Raw genomic sequence first — 15594 nt, forward strand, 5'->3', positions numbered from 1 at the left:
CTACCCCGCAAAACATGGAGCACCAGACCCTGGCTCGCTTCGCAGGCCCGCCCGGGTGATACTGCAGGGGCAAGCGCAACAAAGCGGAAGTCCAGGATTATAGCATATAACCCTGGACTTGCAAGTCATCAATACACTGTTGTGTTTAGATGACGCGCGCAGCTTCTACCAGCCGGGAAACCACCCAGGACTTGGTCCGCGACAGCGGACGGGTTTCCTGGATCTCGACCTTGTCGCCTTCCTTGTACTGGTTGGCCTCGTCGTGTGCGTGGTACTTCTTCGAACGCAGCACGTACTTGCCGTACAGGGGGTGCTTGACGCGGTTTTCGATCAGGACCGTCACGGTCTTGTCCATCTTGTCGCTCACGACACGACCCACGAGGGTACGGCGAAGCGACGTTTCAGTCTTCGCAGCTTCAGTCATTTCGCGTTCGCCTTTTCGGTCAGCACGGTTTGCACACGCGCGATGTCCTTGCGCACCTTCTTCAGCTGGCTGGTGTTCTGCAGCTGTTGGGTGGCCTTTTGCATGCGCAGGCTAAATTGGGCCTTCAGCAGCTCGGAGAGCTCCTGGTTCAGGCCTGCGGCGTCCTTGCCGCGCAGTTCGGATGCTTTCATCCTTAACTCTCCTTACGTACCGACCTGACGCACCACGAAATTCGTGGCGATCGGCAGCTTGGCGGCCGCGAGGCGGAACGCCTCACGCGCCAGCTCTTCGCTCACGCCATCCATTTCGTACAGCATCTTGCCCGGCTGAATTTCAGCCACGTAGTATTCCGGGTTGCCCTTACCGTTACCCATACGAACTTCGGCAGGCTTCTTCGAGATCGGCTTGTCCGGGAAAATCCGGATCCAGATGCGGCCGCCACGCTTGATGTGACGGGTCATCGCACGACGTGCCGACTCGATCTGACGAGCGGTCAGGCGACCACGGCCCATTGCCTTCAGGCCGAATTCGCCGAAAGACACGGCGTTACCACGGGTAGCCTTACCCGTGTTGCGGCCCTTCTGCTCCTTGCGATACTTCCTACGCTTCGGTTGCAGCATTGTTATTCTCCACTCTTCGCATCTGCGCCAGGCGCAGCACGACGACCAGCACCGGCACCACCGCGGCGGTTGCCAGCCGGACGGCCTTCACCTTCGCGGCGACGGCCTTCCGGACGACCCGGGCGACGACGACGGTCTTCTTGCGGCTCTTCAACCACGGGCGCATCGTTGCGGCCCAGGTGATCACCCTTGTAGACCCACACCTTGACACCGATGATGCCGTAGGTGGTTTCGGCTTCGGAGAAGCCGTAGTCGATGTCGGCGCGCAGGGTGTGCAGGGGCACACGGCCTTCGCGGTACCACTCGGTACGTGCGATTTCGATACCGTTCAGACGACCCGAGCTCATGATCTTGATGCCTTGGGCACCCAGACGCATCGCGTTCTGCATCGCGCGCTTCATGGCGCGACGGAACATGATGCGGCGCTCGAGCTGCTGCGTGATCGAATCGGCGATCAGCTGCGCATCGGTTTCCGGCTTGCGGATTTCCTCGATGTTCACGTGCACGGGCACACCCATGCGACGTTGCAGCTCGGCCTTCAGCAGTTCGATGTCCTCACCCTTCTTGCCGATCACCACGCCCGGACGCGAGCTGTAAATGGTGATACGTGCATTACGGGCAGGACGCTCGATCACGACGCGGCCAACCGATGCGTTCTTGAGCTTCTTCTTCAGGAACTCGCGAACTTCGATGTCTTCTTTCAGCATGCCGGCGAACTTCGTGTTGTTGGCGTACCAACGCGAAGCCCAGTTACGGCTGACGGCCAGACGGAAGCCAGTCGGATGAATCTTCTGTCCCATCGTGACTCCTTAGTTGCCGAGCGTCACAGTGATGTGACAGGTTTGTTTCTCGATGCGGTTGCCGCGGCCCTTCGCCCGTGCGGTGAAGCGCTTGAGCGAGGTTGCCTTGTCGACGAAGATCGATTTGACCTTCAGCTCGTCGATGTCGGCGCCTTCGTTGTGCTCAGCGTTGGCGATGGCCGATTCGACCACCTTCTTCACGATCCCGGCGGCCTTCTTCGGGCTGAAAGCCAGGATGTTGAGCGCACGCTCGATCGGCAGACCACGGATCTGGTCAGCGACCAGACGCGTCTTCTGGGCGGAGATGCGGGCACCGCGATGAATCGCTTTCACTTCCATGATGGCACCTTACCTCTTCGCTTTCTTGTCAGCCGCGTGGCCCTTGAACGTGCGAGTGATCGCAAATTCGCCGAGCTTGTGGCCAACCATGTTTTCCGTCACGTACACCGGCACGTGTTGACGGCCGTTGTGCACGGCGATCGTCAGGCCGATGAAGTCCGGCAGAATGGTCGAACGACGCGACCATGTCTTGATGGGCTTCTTGTCCTTGCCGCCAACGGCCGCTTCCACCTTCTTCAGCAGGTGGCCGTCGCAGAACGGACCCTTTTTTGCGGAACGAGTCATATCTTTAGCTCCTACCTACCGATTAGCGCTTGTGGCGGCGCTGGACGATCATGCTGTCCGTGCGCTTGTTGCTGCGGGTACGGTAACCCTTAGCAGGGGTACCCCACGGCGACACAGGATCGCGACCAGCAGCAGTCTTGCCTTCACCACCACCATGCGGGTGGTCGACCGGGTTCATCACCACGCCGCGAACGGTCGGGCGAATACCGCGCCAGCGAGTTGCACCGGCCTTGCCGATGACGCGCAGGCTGTGCTCTTCGTTGCCCACTTCACCGATGGTGGCGCGGCATTCGATATGCACGCGACGCACTTCACCGGAGCGCAGACGAACCTGAGCGTACAGGCCTTCGCGGGCCAGCAGCACGGCGGAACCACCAGCAGCACGCGCAACTTGCGCGCCCTTGCCAGGCAGGATTTCCACGTTGTTGATCGTGGTACCAACCGGGATGTTGCGGATCGGCAGGTTGTTACCAGCCTTGATCGGCGCTTCCGAGCCGTTCATCAGGGCTTGGCCGGCCACCATGCCCTTCGTGGCGATGATGTAGCGGCGCTCGCCGTCGGCGAACAGCACCAGCGCGATGTTCGCGCTGCGGTTCGGATCGTATTCCAGGCGCTCGACCTTGGCGGCGATGCCGTCCTTGTCGTTGCGCTTGAAGTCGACCACGCGGTAGTGGTGCTTATGACCACCGCCCTTGTGGCGGGTGGTGATATGACCATTGTTGTTACGACCCGACTTCTGGAATTGCTTTTCCAGCAGCGGAGCGTGCGGGGCGCCCTTGTGAAGGTCCTTGTTGACCACCTTCACCATCGAGCGACGACCCGGGGAAGTCGGCTTGGTCTTGACGAGTGCCATGATTACTTGGCCTCCGCTTCAAAATTGATTTCCTGACCCGGCTTCAGCGACACGTAAGCTTTCTTCACGTGGTTGCGACGGCCCATGAAGCGGCCAAAGCGCTTTTGCTTGCCCTTCTGGTTCAGGATCTGAACGGACTGCACCTCGACCTTGAACAGCAGTTCGACTGCGGCCTTCACTTCTGCCTTGTTGGCATCGCGAGCCACTTCGAACACGACTTGTTCATTCTTGTCGGCTACCAGGGTTGCCTTTTCGGAAACCACCGGCGCGAGCAGCACCTGCATCAAACGATGATCGTTCTTGGCTACTTGCGTCATTTCAGCAACTCCTCGATCTGCGCGACAGCCGCCTTCGTCACCAGCACCTTCTTGTAGTGCACGAGCGACAGCGGATCAGCATGACGCGGCTCCACGACTGCCACGTTCGGCAGGTTGCGCGAAGCCAGGTAGAGGTTCTCGTCGAGGTTGTCGGTGATGATCAGCACCGAGTCCAGGCCCATGGCCTTGAACTTGTCGGCCAAGAGCTTGGTCTTGGGCGCGTCGACAGCGAAACCGTCCACCACGTTGATACGACCTTCACGTGCGAGCTGCGAGTAAATCGAGCGCATACCAGCACGGAACATCTTCTTGTTGACCTTCTGGCTGAAGTTCTCTTCCGGCGAATTCGGGAAGATACGGCCACCGCCACGCCACAGGGGCGAGGACGACATACCGGCACGAGCACGGCCCGTACCCTTCTGGCGCCACGGCTTCTTGGTCGTGTGCTTGACCTCTTCACGATCCTTCTGCTTACGGTTACCGCTACGCGCGTTGGCCTGGTAAGCGACGACGATCTGGTGAACGAGGGCTTCGTTGTAGTCACGGCCGAACACTTCGGCAGACGCGGCAACGCCGGCGCCGATTTGACCGTTGTCCTGGAGGAGCTTGAGTTCCATTACATGCGCTCCTTAAGCTTTGGCCTTGACGGCCGGGGTCACGATGACCTTGCCGCCCTTGGAACCGGGGATGGCGCCCTTGACCAGCAGCAGCTTGCGCTCTGCGTCGATCTTGGCGATCTCGAGGTTTTGCACGGTGCGGGTAGCGTCACCCAGGTGACCCGTCATGCGCTTGCCCGGGAACACGCGGCCCGGATCCTGTGCCATACCGATGGAACCCGGAACGTTGTGCGAACGCGAGTTACCGTGGGTGGCACGACCCGATGCGAAGTGGTGGCGCTTGATGGTACCGGCGTAGCCCTTACCGATGCTCACGCCCTGCACGTCGATCTTCTGGCCAACCTGGAACAGGTCGACGGAGAGCGAGCTGCCAGCTTGCAGCTCGGCAGCCTTGGCTGCATCGATGCGGAATTCTTTGATGACTTCGCCAGCTTCCACACCGGCTTTGGCGAGGTGACCCGCCAGCGGCTTGGTAACGCGGCTTGCGCGTCGGCTGCCAAAGGTGACTTGAACGGCGGTGTAACCGTCGGTCTCGTCCGTCTTGATTTGCGTCACGCGGTTGTCGCCGACCTCGACCACGGTAACGGGAATCGAATCACCGTCGTCCGTGAAAATACGGGTCATGCCAACCTTGCGACCTACAAGGCCAAGGCTCATGGTTTGCTCCATTCCCAGCTGCGATTGGCCGGGGCTGATTGATACACGAAAACTGTGTGAGTGCGGGTTGCGCGAAAGAAATTGCGCACGACCAAAACGGTCCCCGCTACCCGGAGAAACGGGTAGCCTTACACTATAACGCAGGAGCTTGGAAAGGGCAAGTTCAATTGCCGAATCCCGCGCAGGACCACGTCTGTAGCGGCAGAATTCGGCGAAATTGCGGCGTAAAGCCAACTCGTGGCGGCGCGATGGCCGCCGAAGTGTGCATTTCAGGCGGCCACGCGGACGAAATCGCCCCCGTAGAACACCAGCGGATCACCATCGGAGGCTGCAAAATCCTCTACCGCACCGACGATCAGCAGGTGATCGCCGAGCGGGTCGGCGCGCTCGACACGGCACGAAAGCGTCGCGAGCGCCTCGTCAAGATATGGCACGCCACGCGGACAGCGCCAGTGCGGCACACCGGCGAACTTGTCGGGCTGGGGTCTGGCGAATCGACGCGCCAGTTCGTCGTGCCCGGCCCGGAGGATGCTCACGCCGAACGCCTCTCCTGACTGAAACAGTGCCGCATTGGGCGAATGGCGCGCCAGGCTCCAAACGATCAGCGGCGGATCCAGCGACAGCGAGGCGAACGAGTTCACGGTCAGCCCCACCGGCCGGCCTTGTGGGGCGCACGCACCAATGATCGCCACGCCCGTCGCGAACCGTCCGCAGACCCTTCGCAGGGCGCGGGGATCGGGCGCGCCCGCCGGCGTGCTTGCGACTATCTTGGTCGAGTCCATGTCACGCTGCCTTGGCCAGTTGCTGGTCGATCAACTGCTGACATGCCAACGGATCGGACCACCACGGGAAGAAATCCGGTGGATTGTCGAATCCGTTGGCAATGCGCGCGGCCAAAGCCGGCGACTGGCCCGCGGCGCCCAAGAGGCCGAGGATATGAGGCGGCGGCGGGGTCAGCAGCGAGTTGGTCCAGTTGACCACATCGCCCGCATACGCCCAGTACCGCTCGAACGTCTGGTTCATCCAGTCCGCGTCATAGGGAAGGCCGTCCCGCGCGAGGATGGCATCCAGATAGACCTTGCAGCACTTGGCGGCGTTATTCGAACCCTGACCAGTGATGGGATCGTTGACGACCACGGCGTCGGCCATGCCGAACACCAGTCGACCGGAAGGCAAGGTCAGTACCGGCTTGCGCACCGTCGGCGCGAAGCGGCCCGACAGGATGCCGTTGGCATCGGTCAGCGCCACGCGATCGCAACGCTCGGCCTCCCAGGGCAGATAGGTACGCAGGATGCGCAGGCTCTCCTCGAGGTGTGCTTCCGGCGTGCGCGCTTCGGACCAGCGGTCCATGTCGCCGCCCGGTACCCCTTCGAACACCATGATCTCGCATGGCCCGGATAGCGTAAGTGCTGGGAACACGAAGTACTCCCCTACCCCCGGGATGAGGTTGAAGCAAACCCGCGAGAAGGGTGTGCGCGGCAACATGCCGGTGACGTACGTCAGCGCCAGCGCGCGTTGTGGCGCGCTGAAAGGGCTGCGTGCGGCGTCGCGCTCGAAGCGGCTGACGATCTCCCCCTTGCCGGCGGCCAGCAGCACCAGGTCGTGGTCGAGCGTCAGGGCTTCCAACTCATTCAGCCCAACATCGACAATGCGCAGATCGCCGCCGCGTTCGACAAAGGCATCCATCCACGCCGGCATCTTCAGGCGCTGGTCCACTGCCTGCGCCACGCGGTCCAGCGGGGCCGCCCAGTCGATCAGCTTCTCGCCGCGCCGTTCCGGATGGGGAATGGCCAGGCCGATACCTTCCACGGGCGGGCACGCTTCCTCCCACCAGTTGAGATCGAGATCGCGCTCGGTCTGCAGCGCGCGGTCGAACATGCATTGGCTGGACATCACCTTGCCCGCGCGAATCTGGTCCGCGGTGCGATTAGACAGCAATGTCACCCGATAGCCTCTGGCCTGCAGCCCCAGGGCCATCTGTAATCCGGACTGGCCGGCACCGACGATGGCAATACGTTGGCTCATGGTTGTCTCCGTGATCTGTTTTCGGAAGGCGATTCAGCCAGCCAGCTTGCCGATGGCCGGGACGTTCTGTTCAGGGCCCATGGCGGCGTATCCGCCATCCACCGCGTAGTCCGCTCCGGTGACGAAGCTGGCGTGATCCGAGCAGAGAAACAGGACCACCTGTGCGACCTCGTCCGGCTCGCCAACGCGGCCGAGCATGTGGAAGGGCGCGGCCACGGCATCGGTGCGCGCGCGGTTGCCACCGCTGACTTCGTCCATCAGCCGGCACCAGGTCCATCCCGGTGAGACGGCATTGACGCGGATGCGGTCCGGCGCGAGGTCCATCGCCATGCTGCGCGTCAGTTGCGCCATGGCGGCCTTGGATACTGGATAGAGCCAGCGCCCGGTCTGCGCGACCCGCGCCGAGATGCTGGTGAAATTGACGATGGCACCGCCGCCACGCGTGCGCATGTGCGGGTGCACGGCCTGCGCCAGCATGACGCCGGACACCACGTTCACATCGAGTGCCGCCAGCCAGTCAGCGCGGGAAGAGCGAAAGCCATCATCCAGATAGGTGCAGGCCAGGTTGACCAGAAAATCCACGCCGCCGAATCGGCTGACCACCTGCGCCACCGCGCTGCGGACCTGATCGTCCTGGGTGATGTCGGTGGGCACGAACATGGCCATCGGTCCCAACAACGCCGCCACGCGCTCGCCGCCGGCGGCGTCGATATCGAGAATCGCCACGCGGGTGCCCGCTTCGGCAAATGCGCGGGCAACCCCCGCGCCGATCAGTGTGGCGCCGCCTGTGACGATGGCTACCTTGTCCTGCAAGCCTTGCATGATGGTGTCTCCTCGGTTGATGTGCGGGGCGGCCTCTGACGTGCCGTCCCCGCGTTCCGCCCGTTCCGCAACGTGGGCCGGGGGCGTTACTTGCCTTCGCTCTCGCTCCAGCGCGCCATCAGCGTGTTGGATGGCAGGGTTTCGTCCAGCAGCTTGCGTGCCGTCTCGACTCCGGCCACGGGTAGCCCCTTGGGATCGAGCAGGCCGACCTGTACCAGCACGCTGGCCTGGTCCCAGTAGATATGCTCGTGATAGAGCTTGTCGCCACGGAACTTGATGATGGCGATCAGCGGGATCTCTACGCGCTTGCCGGTTGGAGGCACGCCGGGGAGCATCCAGTCGATCTCGCAGGTGTGGGTAAAGCAGAAGAGGATCTCGTCCACTACCTGGCTGGCGCCGATCGTGCGGGACAGCGGAATCAGCGTGGTGTCGGGCGGATTGCTGTGGACGAAGTGGTGCTGGTAGAAGCGCTTGAGCTGCCGGTAGCCCACGCCACCGGTCATCGTCGGGATGTGGTTGACGTATGGCTCGGCCACCATCGTCGCCATCGTGGCATCGACATCGCGCGTGGCGAATTCGTACTCGCAATGCTTATCCCACAGCGCGGAGAAATCGTAGTGCGGGCCCATCTCGGCGCGGAACGCCGCGATCGAACGCTGGTGCGCCATCAGGGCCGAGGCCTTGTCGAAGTGCTCGCCGCCGGTGCGCGCGAACGCGTGATCCATCCCCGGATAGACGTACAGTTCGACACCGGGTTGGCCGGACAGCGCTTCGCGGATGCTCGCCTGCGCCTCGGGCGGGCAGAAGCCATCGCGCTCGGCGACATGCAGTACCAGCCGGCCACGGATGTTTCTGGCCTCGCCAAGCGCGCGCTCGATACCAACCCCGTAGTAGCCGACGGCACAGGCTACGTCCGGCAGTCGGCACGCCGCCAGATAGGCCAGCTTGCCGCCGAGGCAGAAGCCGAGCACACCGGTCTGGCCAGCGCATTCGGGGCGTTGGCGTAGCGTGGCGAGAGCGGCGCCGACGTCCTGCACGCCCTTATCTTCGTCAAATTGCTGGTACAAGCCGAGTGCACGCTGGAAGTCCGCCCCACGGTCGGATAGCTCGATCCCGTGCTCGATGCGCCAGAACAGATCCGGCACCAGCACGGTATAGCCTTCCTCGGCATAGTAGTCGGCCACCTGCCGCATGGTGGCATTGACGCCGAAGATCTCCTGGCACAGCACGATGCCAGGGCCCTTGCCTCCTGCCGGAGTGGCGAGATAGCCACTGAAGTTGCCGTCCTGGGTCTGGATCTGGATAGTCTGGCCCATGCCTTTTGCTCCTGTATGTTTTGTGGGTATGGCCGCCGTGCGTGCCCCGCCGTTGCCTTCATGATCGGAGACCCGCACCGCAGCAAACTAGCCACCTAGTGCAGCGGCTATCCGATTAGTGCAGGAAAGTGTGTCCCCGTTCAAGGGGGACGTTGGGGCCGGGGACGAATCCGCTATAGTGGTGCGCAGCGAATCAGCCGCTGCGCACTGTGCCAGCCGGCTGACAACAGCCGGAATCACGCGGCGCGCACGTTCGGTCAAGGTGGCGATCCACCGGCAGAAGCGGCAGCGCCCGGGCCGGCCCCGCCAGGAGCGAGACATGCCGCAGATGCCCCCCACTGCCCCGGCCATGGTGCCGCTGGCAGGTGCCCTGCTTCACGACACCGGCCGTCTGGTGTTCGATTCGGACGACCTCGACACCACGCGTGCACGGGTTGCGTCGGTCTTCAAGCCCCATCGACTCACCCTGCATGGCAATGCTCTGCGTGCGCGAATGCATCACGTGCCCGTGGGGGCAGTGTCCTTCAACCGGCTCAGTTACGGCGGAGACGTGACAATCGACCCAGGCCCGCTCGGCGATTTCTTGCTGATACAGATGCCGATGGCTGGCCAGGCGGATATTCACTGCGGCGGGCAGCACGTTGTCTCGGATTCGGAATGCGCCTCGGTGCTGACGCCGAGCGAACCCCTGCGGATGCGATGGAGCGCCGACAACGACCAACTCATCGTACGCATCGAACGCAGCGCGCTGGAACGCGTTTGCGCGGCATATCTGGGCCGGCGACCGAACCAGCCGCTGCGCTTCCAGCTCGGCATGGCCTGGCGCAACACGGGGTGGCAGTCGCTCGTCCAGTATCTTGCCGACACCTTGAACCACGCGCCGCAAACCGCGAGCCACCCGCTAACTGCCTGCCAGCTCGAGCAGTTGGCAATCGGCACATTGCTGACGTTCCAGCCGCACAGCCTGTCCGACGTGTTACGCGAACACGGCAAGCCGCTGGCGCCAAGGCACGTGAAGGTTGTCGAGGAATACATCCATGCCCACGCCGATGCAGCGGTGACGCCCGCGCTGCTCGCCGAGATGGCGGGGGTCAGTCTGCGCAGCCTGTATGCGGGATTCCGCGAGCATCGGGGCCTGAGCCCGATGACCTATCTGCGCACGGTCCGCCTGGAACGGGTGAGGCAGGATCTGCTCAATGACGCATCGCTGTCTTCGGTAACGGCCGCCGCGTTGCGCTGGGGCTTTGCTCACCTGGGGCGATTCAGCGTCGAATACCGGCGTGCGTTTGGGGAGTGCCCGGGAGAGACCTTGCGACGACGCGGTCGGGGCTGAGCCAGGCAAGAAACCGGGTCACCACAAAACAAAAACGGCGAACCGAAGTTCGCCGTTTTGCTGCAACAGGCCGCCGATGCGGCCCGAAACATATTTACACCTTGATCTCGACGTCCACGCCTGCCGGCAGGTCGAGCTTCATCAGCGCGTCGACGGTCTTATCGGTCGGGTCGACGATGTCCATCAGGCGCTGGTGAGTGCGGATCTCGAACTGATCGCGGCTGGTCTTGTTGACGTGCGGCGAACGCAGGATGTCGAAGCGCTGGATACGGGTCGGCAGGGGCACGGGACCCTTGACGATAGCACCGGTACGCTTGGCGGTATCCACGATTTCGGCTGCCGACTGGTCGATCAGGCGATAGTCGAAAGCCTTCAGGCGGATACGGATCTTCTGGTTCTGCATGATTGTTCCTTAAAAGAGCGATGGGCTAGTGGCCCGGATAAAAGGGGACATGCCCGCGGGCATGTCCCAGGAAGATTGCTTAGTCGAGGATCTTTGCCACAACGCCGGCGCCGACGGTACGGCCACCTTCGCGGATAGCGAAGCGCAGACCTTCTTCCATGGCGATCGGGGCGATCAGCTTGACGGTGATCGACACGTTGTCACCCGGCATCACCATTTCCTTGTCCTGCGGCAGCTCGATCGAGCCGGTCACGTCGGTCGTACGGAAATAGAACTGCGGGCGGTAGTTGTTGAAGAACGGCGTGTGACGACCACCTTCGTCCTTCGACAGAATGTACACCTCACCCGTGAAGTGCGTGTGCGGCTTGATCGAGCCCGGCTTGCACAGAACTTGACCACGCTCCACGTCTTCGCGCTTCGTGCCGCGCAGCAGCAGACCAACGTTGTCACCAGCCTGGCCTTGATCCAGCAGCTTGCGGAACATTTCCACGCCCGTGCAAGTCGTCTTCACCGTCGGGCGGATACCCACGATTTCGATTTCTTCACCGACCTTGATCACGCCACGCTCGATACGACCGGTCACCACGGTACCGCGGCCCGAGATCGAGAACACGTCTTCCACCGGCATCAGGAACGTACCGTCCACAGCGCGCTCCGGCGTCGGGATGTACGTGTCCAGCGCGTCGGCCAGGTTCATGATCGCCACTTCACCCAGTTCGCCCTTGTCGCCTTCCAGCGCCAGCTTGGCCGAACCCTTGATGATCGGCGTGTCGTCGCCCGGGAATTCGTACTTCGACAGCAGCTCGCGCACTTCCATTTCCACCAGCTCGAGCAGCTCGGCGTCGTCCACCATGTCGCACTTGTTCAGGAACACGATGATGTACGGCACGCCAACCTGACGGGCCAGCAGGATGTGCTCACGCGTCTGCGGCATCGGGCCGTCAGCGGCCGAGCACACCAGAATCGCGCCGTCCATCTGCGCAGCGCCCGTGATCATGTTCTTCACATAGTCAGCGTGGCCCGGGCAGTCAACGTGGGCGTAGTGACGGTTGGCCGTCTCGTATTCCACGTGCGCGGTGTTGATCGTGATGCCGCGTGCCTTCTCTTCCGGCGCTGCGTCGATTTCGTCGTACTTCTTGGCTGCGCCACCGAACTTGGCTGCCAGCACCGTGGCAATCGCTGCCGTCAGCGTCGTCTTGCCGTGGTCAACGTGACCAATCGTACCTACGTTCACGTGCGGCTTGGTCCGCTCGAACTTTTCCTTTGCCATGTTTCAGCTCCTAATGGAATACAGTCTGATTCGATTCTTTACACCGCCACGCAGATCATGCGTGGCGGTACAGCGTTTTATTGCTTGCCCTTGGCCGTCATCACAGCTTCGGCGATGTTCTTCGGTGCCTCAGCGTAGTGCTTGAATTCCATGGTGTACGTGGCGCGGCCTTGCGTGGCCGAACGCAGCGCGGTCGAGTAACCGAACATTTCCGACAGCGGGACTTCGGCCTTGATGATCTTGCCGCCGCCCACCATGTCGTCCATGCCCTGCACGATGCCGCGGCGGGACGACAAGTCGCCCATCACGGTACCCGTGTAGTCTTCCGGCGTTTCCACTTCCACGGCCATCATCGGCTCGAGCAGAACCGGGCTGGCCTTGCGCATGGCTTCCTTGAAAGCCATCGAGCCGGCCATGCGGAACGCGTTTTCGTTCGAGTCCACATCGTGGTACGAACCGAACGTCAGCGTGACCTTCACGTCCACCACCGGGAAGCCAGCCAGGATACCGGCCGGCAGCGTGTCGACGATACCCTTCTCGACCGCCGGGATGTATTCGCGAGGAATCACACCGCCCTTGATGGCGTCGATGAATTCGAAGCCCTTGCCCGGCTCTTGCGGTTCCAGCGTGATCACGGCGTGACCGTACTGGCCGCGGCCGCCCGACTGCTTGACGAACTTGCCTTCGACGTCCTCGGCCTTCTTGCGAATGGTTTCGCGGTAGGCAACCTGCGGCGCGCCGATGTTGGCTTCCACGCCGAATTCGCGCTTCATGCGGTCGACCAGAATTTCGAGGTGGAGCTCGCCCATGCCCGAAATGATGGTCTGGCCCGATTCTTCATCGGTACGCACGCGGAACGACGGATCTTCAGCGGCCAGGCGGTTCAGGGCGATGCCCATCTTTTCCTGGTCAGCCTTGGTCTTCGGCTCGACAGCCTGCGAGATCACCGGCTCCGGGAACACCATGCGCTCGAGCACGATCGGGGCAGCGGGGTCGCACAGCGTGTCACCCGTGGTGGCGTCCTTCAGGCCCACCGCGGCGGCGATGTCACCGGCCAGCACTTCCTTGATTTCTTCGCGCTGGTTGGCGTGCATCTGCAGAATACGGCCCAGACGCTCCTTCTTCTGCTTCACCGGGTTGTACACGGTGTCGCCCGAATTGATCTTGCCCGAGTACACGCGGAAGAAAATCAGCTGACCAACGAACGGGTCGGTCATGATCTTGAACGCCAGCGCCGAGAACTTCTCGTTGTCGTCAGCCTTGCGCTCGAGCTTCTTCTCGTCGTCGCTTTCGTCCACGCCCTTGACCGGCGGAATATCAACCGGCGACGGCAGGAAGTCGATCACGGCGTCGAGCATACGCTGCACGCCCTTGTTCTTGAACGCGGTGCCGCACAGCATCGGCTGGATTTCGCAGGCGATGGTACGGTCACGCAGCGCCTTCACGATCTCGGCGCGGGTCAGCTCTTCGCCGCCCAGGTACTTTTCCATCAGCTCTTCGCTGGCTTCGGCGGCGGACTCAACCATCTTCTCGCGCCATTCGTCAGCGGTAGCTTGCAGTTCGGCCGGGATGTCCTGGTACTCGAACTTCACGCCCTGGCTGGCTTCGTCCCAGACGATCGCCTTCATTTCCAGCAGGTCGACAACGCCCTGGAAGCCGTCTTCAGCGCCGATCGGCACCACGACGGGCACCGGGTTGGCCTTCAGGCGGGTCTTCAGCTGGTCGTAGACCTTGAAGAAGTTCGCGCCGGTACGGTCCATCTTGTTGACGAACGCCAGACGCGGCACGCCGTACTTGTTGGCCTGACGCCAGACGGTTTCCGACTGGGGCTGCACGCCACCCACTGCGCAGTAGACCATGCAGGCGCCATCCAGCACGCGCATGGAGCGCTCCACCTCGATGGTGAAGTCCACGTGGCCCGGGGTGTCGATGATGTTGAAGCGGTGCTCGGGGTAGTTGCCGCCCATGCCCTTCCAGAAGGCGGTGGTCGCAGCAGACGTGATGGTGATGCCGCGCTCCTGCTCCTGCTCCATCCAGTCCATGGTGGCCGCGCCATCATGCACTTCACCGATCTTGTGGTTCACACCGGTGTAGAACAGGATCCGCTCGGTCGTGGTGGTTTTACCCGCGTCAATGTGAGCCGAAATACCGATGTTACGGTAGCGCTCAATAGGAGTCTTACGAGCCACTTTAATCCTCTATTCGTCCATGAGGCGCAGAAATCTCATGGTCTGCGCCCTTAACACAAACGGGCGAGATGTGTAAAAACACAGCCCGCCCGGCAACCAACAATGTTTCTCGCGCGCTTTAGAAGCGGAAGTGCGAGAACGCCTTGTTGGCTTCGGCCATGCGGTGCACTTCGTCGCGCTTCTTCATCGCGCCACCACGGCCCTCTGCAGCTTCAAGCAGTTCACCTGCCAGGCGCAGCGCCATCGACTTCTCGCTGCGTTTTTTCGCGGCCTCGCGCAGCCAACGCATCGCCAATGCCAAACGACGCGACGGACGGACTTCGACCGGAACCTGATAGTTGGCGCCGCCCACGCGACGGCTCTTTACTTCCACCACCGGCTTCACGTTGTTGATCGCAACGGAGAACACTTCGATGGGGGCCTTGCCTGCCTTCTTTTCGATCTGGTCGAACGCGCCGTACACGATACGTTCGGCAACCGACTTCTTGCCGTCCAGCATCAGCACGTTCATGAACTTGGCAACTTCAACGTTACCGAACTTCGGATCAGGCAGAATGTCCCGCTTGGGGACTTCACGACGACGTGGCATCTTTTTTCCTTTAGATTCAGTTGAGAAGCGGTCTTGCTTGTTCCCGCTCTCCGGTCACCAACTAGCTTGCCTTCGCTTAATGGGCAAATTCGCCGGGTGACCACTTACTCGACGGCACGGCGCACAAAAACGCTCCGTTGTACCGCCGCCTGGTGACAGTTCCATGACTCGCGCCACAGCTCTGTCGGGTATTGCTTGCGTAGAAGCTTAGGCAGCCTTCGGACGCTTCGCACCGTACTTCGAACGGGCCTGCCGGCGGTCCTTCACGCCTTGCAGATCCAGCGAGCCACGGACGATGTGGTAACGCACACCCGGCAAGTCCTTCACACGGCCGCCGCGAATCAGCACGACCGAGTGTTCCTGCAGGTTGTGGCCTTCACCGCCGATGTACGAAATGACTTCGAAACCGTTGGTCAGGCGCACCTTGGCGACCTTACGCAGTGCCGAGTTCGGCTTCTTCGGCGTCGTGGTGTACACGCGGGTGCACACGCCGCGACGCTGCGGGCAGTTCTCAAGCGCTGGGCTCTTGCTCTTGATGACTTCAGAGACACGCGGCTTGCGAACCAGTTGGTTGATAGTTGGCATTGTTCAATCCAGCTTGGTTTTTACAAAAACACCCCTCTGCCAGCGGACGACATGAGGGGCAACTACGGGTTTCGGACGGGAAAGGTGAGCGAACGCTCTGGAGGAAGGGCTGTGAAGTGACAGACTTGCCAAAGAGCGCGAGCTCGCCAG

20 protein-coding genes are annotated in these 15594 nt (G+C 62.1%); 1 reads left to right on the forward strand and 19 read right to left on the reverse strand.

The annotated features are described in order from the left end of the window. Window positions 1-145: 145 nt before the first annotated feature. The 14 genes from rpsQ to RMET_RS16655 form a co-directional block, all read right to left on the reverse strand. Window positions 146-424: a 30S ribosomal protein S17 gene (rpsQ, locus tag RMET_RS16590; protein ID WP_008642939.1), complete on the reverse strand. Its 279-nt coding sequence runs from the start codon at window positions 422-424 to the stop codon at window positions 146-148. Further along, on the reverse strand, window positions 421-615 hold the full coding sequence (gene rpmC / locus RMET_RS16595; protein WP_008642937.1) for a 50S ribosomal protein L29: 195 nt from the start codon (window positions 613-615) through the stop codon (window positions 421-423). The genes rpsQ and rpmC overlap by 4 nt, the downstream gene beginning before the upstream one ends. Before the next feature lie 12 nt (window positions 616-627). Further along, window positions 628-1044, reverse strand: coding sequence for a 50S ribosomal protein L16 (gene rplP / locus RMET_RS16600; RefSeq protein ID WP_006576240.1), 417 nt, complete (start codon window positions 1042-1044; stop codon window positions 628-630). A gap of 2 nt (window positions 1045-1046) precedes the next feature. After that, a complete protein-coding gene (rpsC, locus tag RMET_RS16605; RefSeq protein ID WP_008642932.1) occupies window positions 1047-1844 on the reverse strand; it encodes a 30S ribosomal protein S3 in 798 nt (265 codons plus the stop codon). A gap of 9 nt (window positions 1845-1853) precedes the next feature. After that, window positions 1854-2183, reverse strand: a complete 330-nt coding sequence (gene rplV / locus RMET_RS16610) for a 50S ribosomal protein L22 (RefSeq protein WP_008642930.1) — start codon at window positions 2181-2183, stop codon at window positions 1854-1856. Window positions 2184-2192: 9 nt separating this feature from the next. Further along, the gene (gene rpsS / locus RMET_RS16615) at window positions 2193-2468 is read right to left on the reverse strand and encodes a 30S ribosomal protein S19 (RefSeq protein ID WP_008642928.1); all 276 of its coding nucleotides are present in this window, start codon (window positions 2466-2468) and stop codon (window positions 2193-2195) included. A gap of 22 nt (window positions 2469-2490) precedes the next feature. Continuing rightward, window positions 2491-3321, reverse strand: coding sequence for a 50S ribosomal protein L2 (gene rplB / locus RMET_RS16620; protein ID WP_008642926.1), 831 nt, complete (start codon window positions 3319-3321; stop codon window positions 2491-2493). Between the two features lie 2 nt (window positions 3322-3323). Further along, window positions 3324-3638 (reverse strand): 50S ribosomal protein L23, encoded by a 315-nt coding sequence (gene rplW, locus RMET_RS16625; RefSeq protein WP_006576245.1) that lies wholly within the window; start codon window positions 3636-3638, stop codon window positions 3324-3326. Next, window positions 3635-4255 (reverse strand): 50S ribosomal protein L4, encoded by a 621-nt coding sequence (gene rplD / locus RMET_RS16630; protein ID WP_008642923.1) that lies wholly within the window; start codon window positions 4253-4255, stop codon window positions 3635-3637. The genes rplW and rplD overlap by 4 nt, the downstream gene beginning before the upstream one ends. A 12-nt stretch (window positions 4256-4267) precedes the next feature. Then, window positions 4268-4912 carry a 50S ribosomal protein L3 gene (gene rplC / locus RMET_RS16635; protein ID WP_011517768.1) on the reverse strand — a complete coding sequence of 215 codons (645 nt, stop codon included), beginning with the start codon at window positions 4910-4912 and terminating at the stop codon, window positions 4268-4270. Window positions 4913-5181: 269 nt separating this feature from the next. Continuing rightward, a complete protein-coding gene (locus RMET_RS16640) occupies window positions 5182-5694 on the reverse strand; it encodes a flavin reductase family protein (protein WP_011517769.1) in 513 nt (170 codons plus the stop codon). A 1-nt stretch (window position 5695) separates the two neighbouring features. Then, on the reverse strand, window positions 5696-6937 hold the full coding sequence (locus RMET_RS16645) for a styrene monooxygenase/indole monooxygenase family protein (protein ID WP_011517770.1): 1242 nt from the start codon (window positions 6935-6937) through the stop codon (window positions 5696-5698). 33 nt (window positions 6938-6970) lie between these two features. After that, window positions 6971-7759, reverse strand: coding sequence for an SDR family oxidoreductase (locus RMET_RS16650; RefSeq protein WP_011517771.1), 789 nt, complete (start codon window positions 7757-7759; stop codon window positions 6971-6973). An 86-nt stretch (window positions 7760-7845) separates the two neighbouring features. After that, window positions 7846-9075: a dienelactone hydrolase family protein gene (locus RMET_RS16655; RefSeq protein ID WP_011517772.1), complete on the reverse strand. Its 1230-nt coding sequence runs from the start codon at window positions 9073-9075 to the stop codon at window positions 7846-7848. Between the two features lie 319 nt (window positions 9076-9394). On the opposite strand from RMET_RS16655, the gene RMET_RS16660 reads away from it, so the two are divergent. Next, window positions 9395-10408 (forward strand): AraC family transcriptional regulator, encoded by a 1014-nt coding sequence (locus RMET_RS16660; protein WP_011517773.1) that lies wholly within the window; start codon window positions 9395-9397, stop codon window positions 10406-10408. A 94-nt stretch (window positions 10409-10502) separates the two neighbouring features. Here the strand turns inward: RMET_RS16660 and rpsJ are convergent, their stop codons facing one another. The 5 genes from rpsJ to rpsL form a co-directional block, all read right to left on the reverse strand. Further along, on the reverse strand, window positions 10503-10811 hold the full coding sequence (rpsJ, locus tag RMET_RS16665) for a 30S ribosomal protein S10 (protein ID WP_006160488.1): 309 nt from the start codon (window positions 10809-10811) through the stop codon (window positions 10503-10505). A 79-nt stretch (window positions 10812-10890) separates the two neighbouring features. Continuing rightward, window positions 10891-12081 carry an elongation factor Tu gene (tuf, locus tag RMET_RS16670; protein WP_011517774.1) on the reverse strand — a complete coding sequence of 397 codons (1191 nt, stop codon included), beginning with the start codon at window positions 12079-12081 and terminating at the stop codon, window positions 10891-10893. 77 nt (window positions 12082-12158) lie between these two features. Continuing rightward, entirely contained in the window at window positions 12159-14270 is a 2112-nt protein-coding gene (fusA, locus tag RMET_RS16675) for an elongation factor G (RefSeq protein ID WP_011517775.1), read from the reverse strand. Window positions 14271-14388: 118 nt separating this feature from the next. After that, the gene (gene rpsG, locus RMET_RS16680) at window positions 14389-14859 is read right to left on the reverse strand and encodes a 30S ribosomal protein S7 (RefSeq protein ID WP_011517776.1); all 471 of its coding nucleotides are present in this window, start codon (window positions 14857-14859) and stop codon (window positions 14389-14391) included. A gap of 207 nt (window positions 14860-15066) precedes the next feature. Next, entirely contained in the window at window positions 15067-15444 is a 378-nt protein-coding gene (gene rpsL, locus RMET_RS16685) for a 30S ribosomal protein S12 (RefSeq protein WP_008649178.1), read from the reverse strand. Window positions 15445-15594: the final 150 nt, after the last annotated feature.

The sequence above is a fragment of the Cupriavidus metallidurans CH34 genome (genome assembly GCF_000196015.1).
In the GTDB taxonomy this organism is placed as follows: domain Bacteria; phylum Pseudomonadota; class Gammaproteobacteria; order Burkholderiales; family Burkholderiaceae; genus Cupriavidus; species Cupriavidus metallidurans.

What these genes read in the sequence shown, in the direction of transcription:
- rpsQ (WP_008642939.1), bottom strand. Translation starts at nt 424, where the DNA reads ATGACTGAAGCTGCGAAGACTGAAACGTCGCTTCGCCGTACCCTCGTG.
- rpmC (WP_008642937.1), bottom strand. Translation starts at nt 615, where the DNA reads ATGAAAGCATCCGAACTGCGCGGCAAGGACGCCGCAGGCCTGAACCAG.
- rplP (WP_006576240.1), bottom strand. Translation starts at nt 1,044, where the DNA reads ATGCTGCAACCGAAGCGTAGGAAGTATCGCAAGGAGCAGAAGGGCCGC.
- rpsC (WP_008642932.1), bottom strand. Translation starts at nt 1,844, where the DNA reads ATGGGACAGAAGATTCATCCGACTGGCTTCCGTCTGGCCGTCAGCCGT.
- rplV (WP_008642930.1), bottom strand. Translation starts at nt 2,183, where the DNA reads ATGGAAGTGAAAGCGATTCATCGCGGTGCCCGCATCTCCGCCCAGAAG.
- rpsS (WP_008642928.1), bottom strand. Translation starts at nt 2,468, where the DNA reads ATGACTCGTTCCGCAAAAAAGGGTCCGTTCTGCGACGGCCACCTGCTG.
- rplB (WP_008642926.1), bottom strand. Translation starts at nt 3,321, where the DNA reads ATGGCACTCGTCAAGACCAAGCCGACTTCCCCGGGTCGTCGCTCGATG.
- rplW (WP_006576245.1), bottom strand. Translation starts at nt 3,638, where the DNA reads ATGACGCAAGTAGCCAAGAACGATCATCGTTTGATGCAGGTGCTGCTC.
- rplD (WP_008642923.1), bottom strand. Translation starts at nt 4,255, where the DNA reads ATGGAACTCAAGCTCCTCCAGGACAACGGTCAAATCGGCGCCGGCGTT.
- rplC (WP_011517768.1), bottom strand. Translation starts at nt 4,912, where the DNA reads ATGAGCCTTGGCCTTGTAGGTCGCAAGGTTGGCATGACCCGTATTTTC.
- RMET_RS16640 (WP_011517769.1), bottom strand. Translation starts at nt 5,694, where the DNA reads ATGGACTCGACCAAGATAGTCGCAAGCACGCCGGCGGGCGCGCCCGAT.
- RMET_RS16645 (WP_011517770.1), bottom strand. Translation starts at nt 6,937, where the DNA reads ATGAGCCAACGTATTGCCATCGTCGGTGCCGGCCAGTCCGGATTACAG.
- RMET_RS16650 (WP_011517771.1), bottom strand. Translation starts at nt 7,759, where the DNA reads ATGCAAGGCTTGCAGGACAAGGTAGCCATCGTCACAGGCGGCGCCACA.
- RMET_RS16655 (WP_011517772.1), bottom strand. Translation starts at nt 9,075, where the DNA reads ATGGGCCAGACTATCCAGATCCAGACCCAGGACGGCAACTTCAGTGGC.
- RMET_RS16660 (WP_011517773.1), top strand. Translation starts at nt 9,395, where the DNA reads ATGCCGCAGATGCCCCCCACTGCCCCGGCCATGGTGCCGCTGGCAGGT.
- rpsJ (WP_006160488.1), bottom strand. Translation starts at nt 10,811, where the DNA reads ATGCAGAACCAGAAGATCCGTATCCGCCTGAAGGCTTTCGACTATCGC.
- tuf (WP_011517774.1), bottom strand. Translation starts at nt 12,081, where the DNA reads ATGGCAAAGGAAAAGTTCGAGCGGACCAAGCCGCACGTGAACGTAGGT.
- rpsG (WP_011517776.1), bottom strand. Translation starts at nt 14,859, where the DNA reads ATGCCACGTCGTCGTGAAGTCCCCAAGCGGGACATTCTGCCTGATCCG.
- rpsL (WP_008649178.1), bottom strand. Translation starts at nt 15,444, where the DNA reads ATGCCAACTATCAACCAACTGGTTCGCAAGCCGCGTGTCTCTGAAGTC.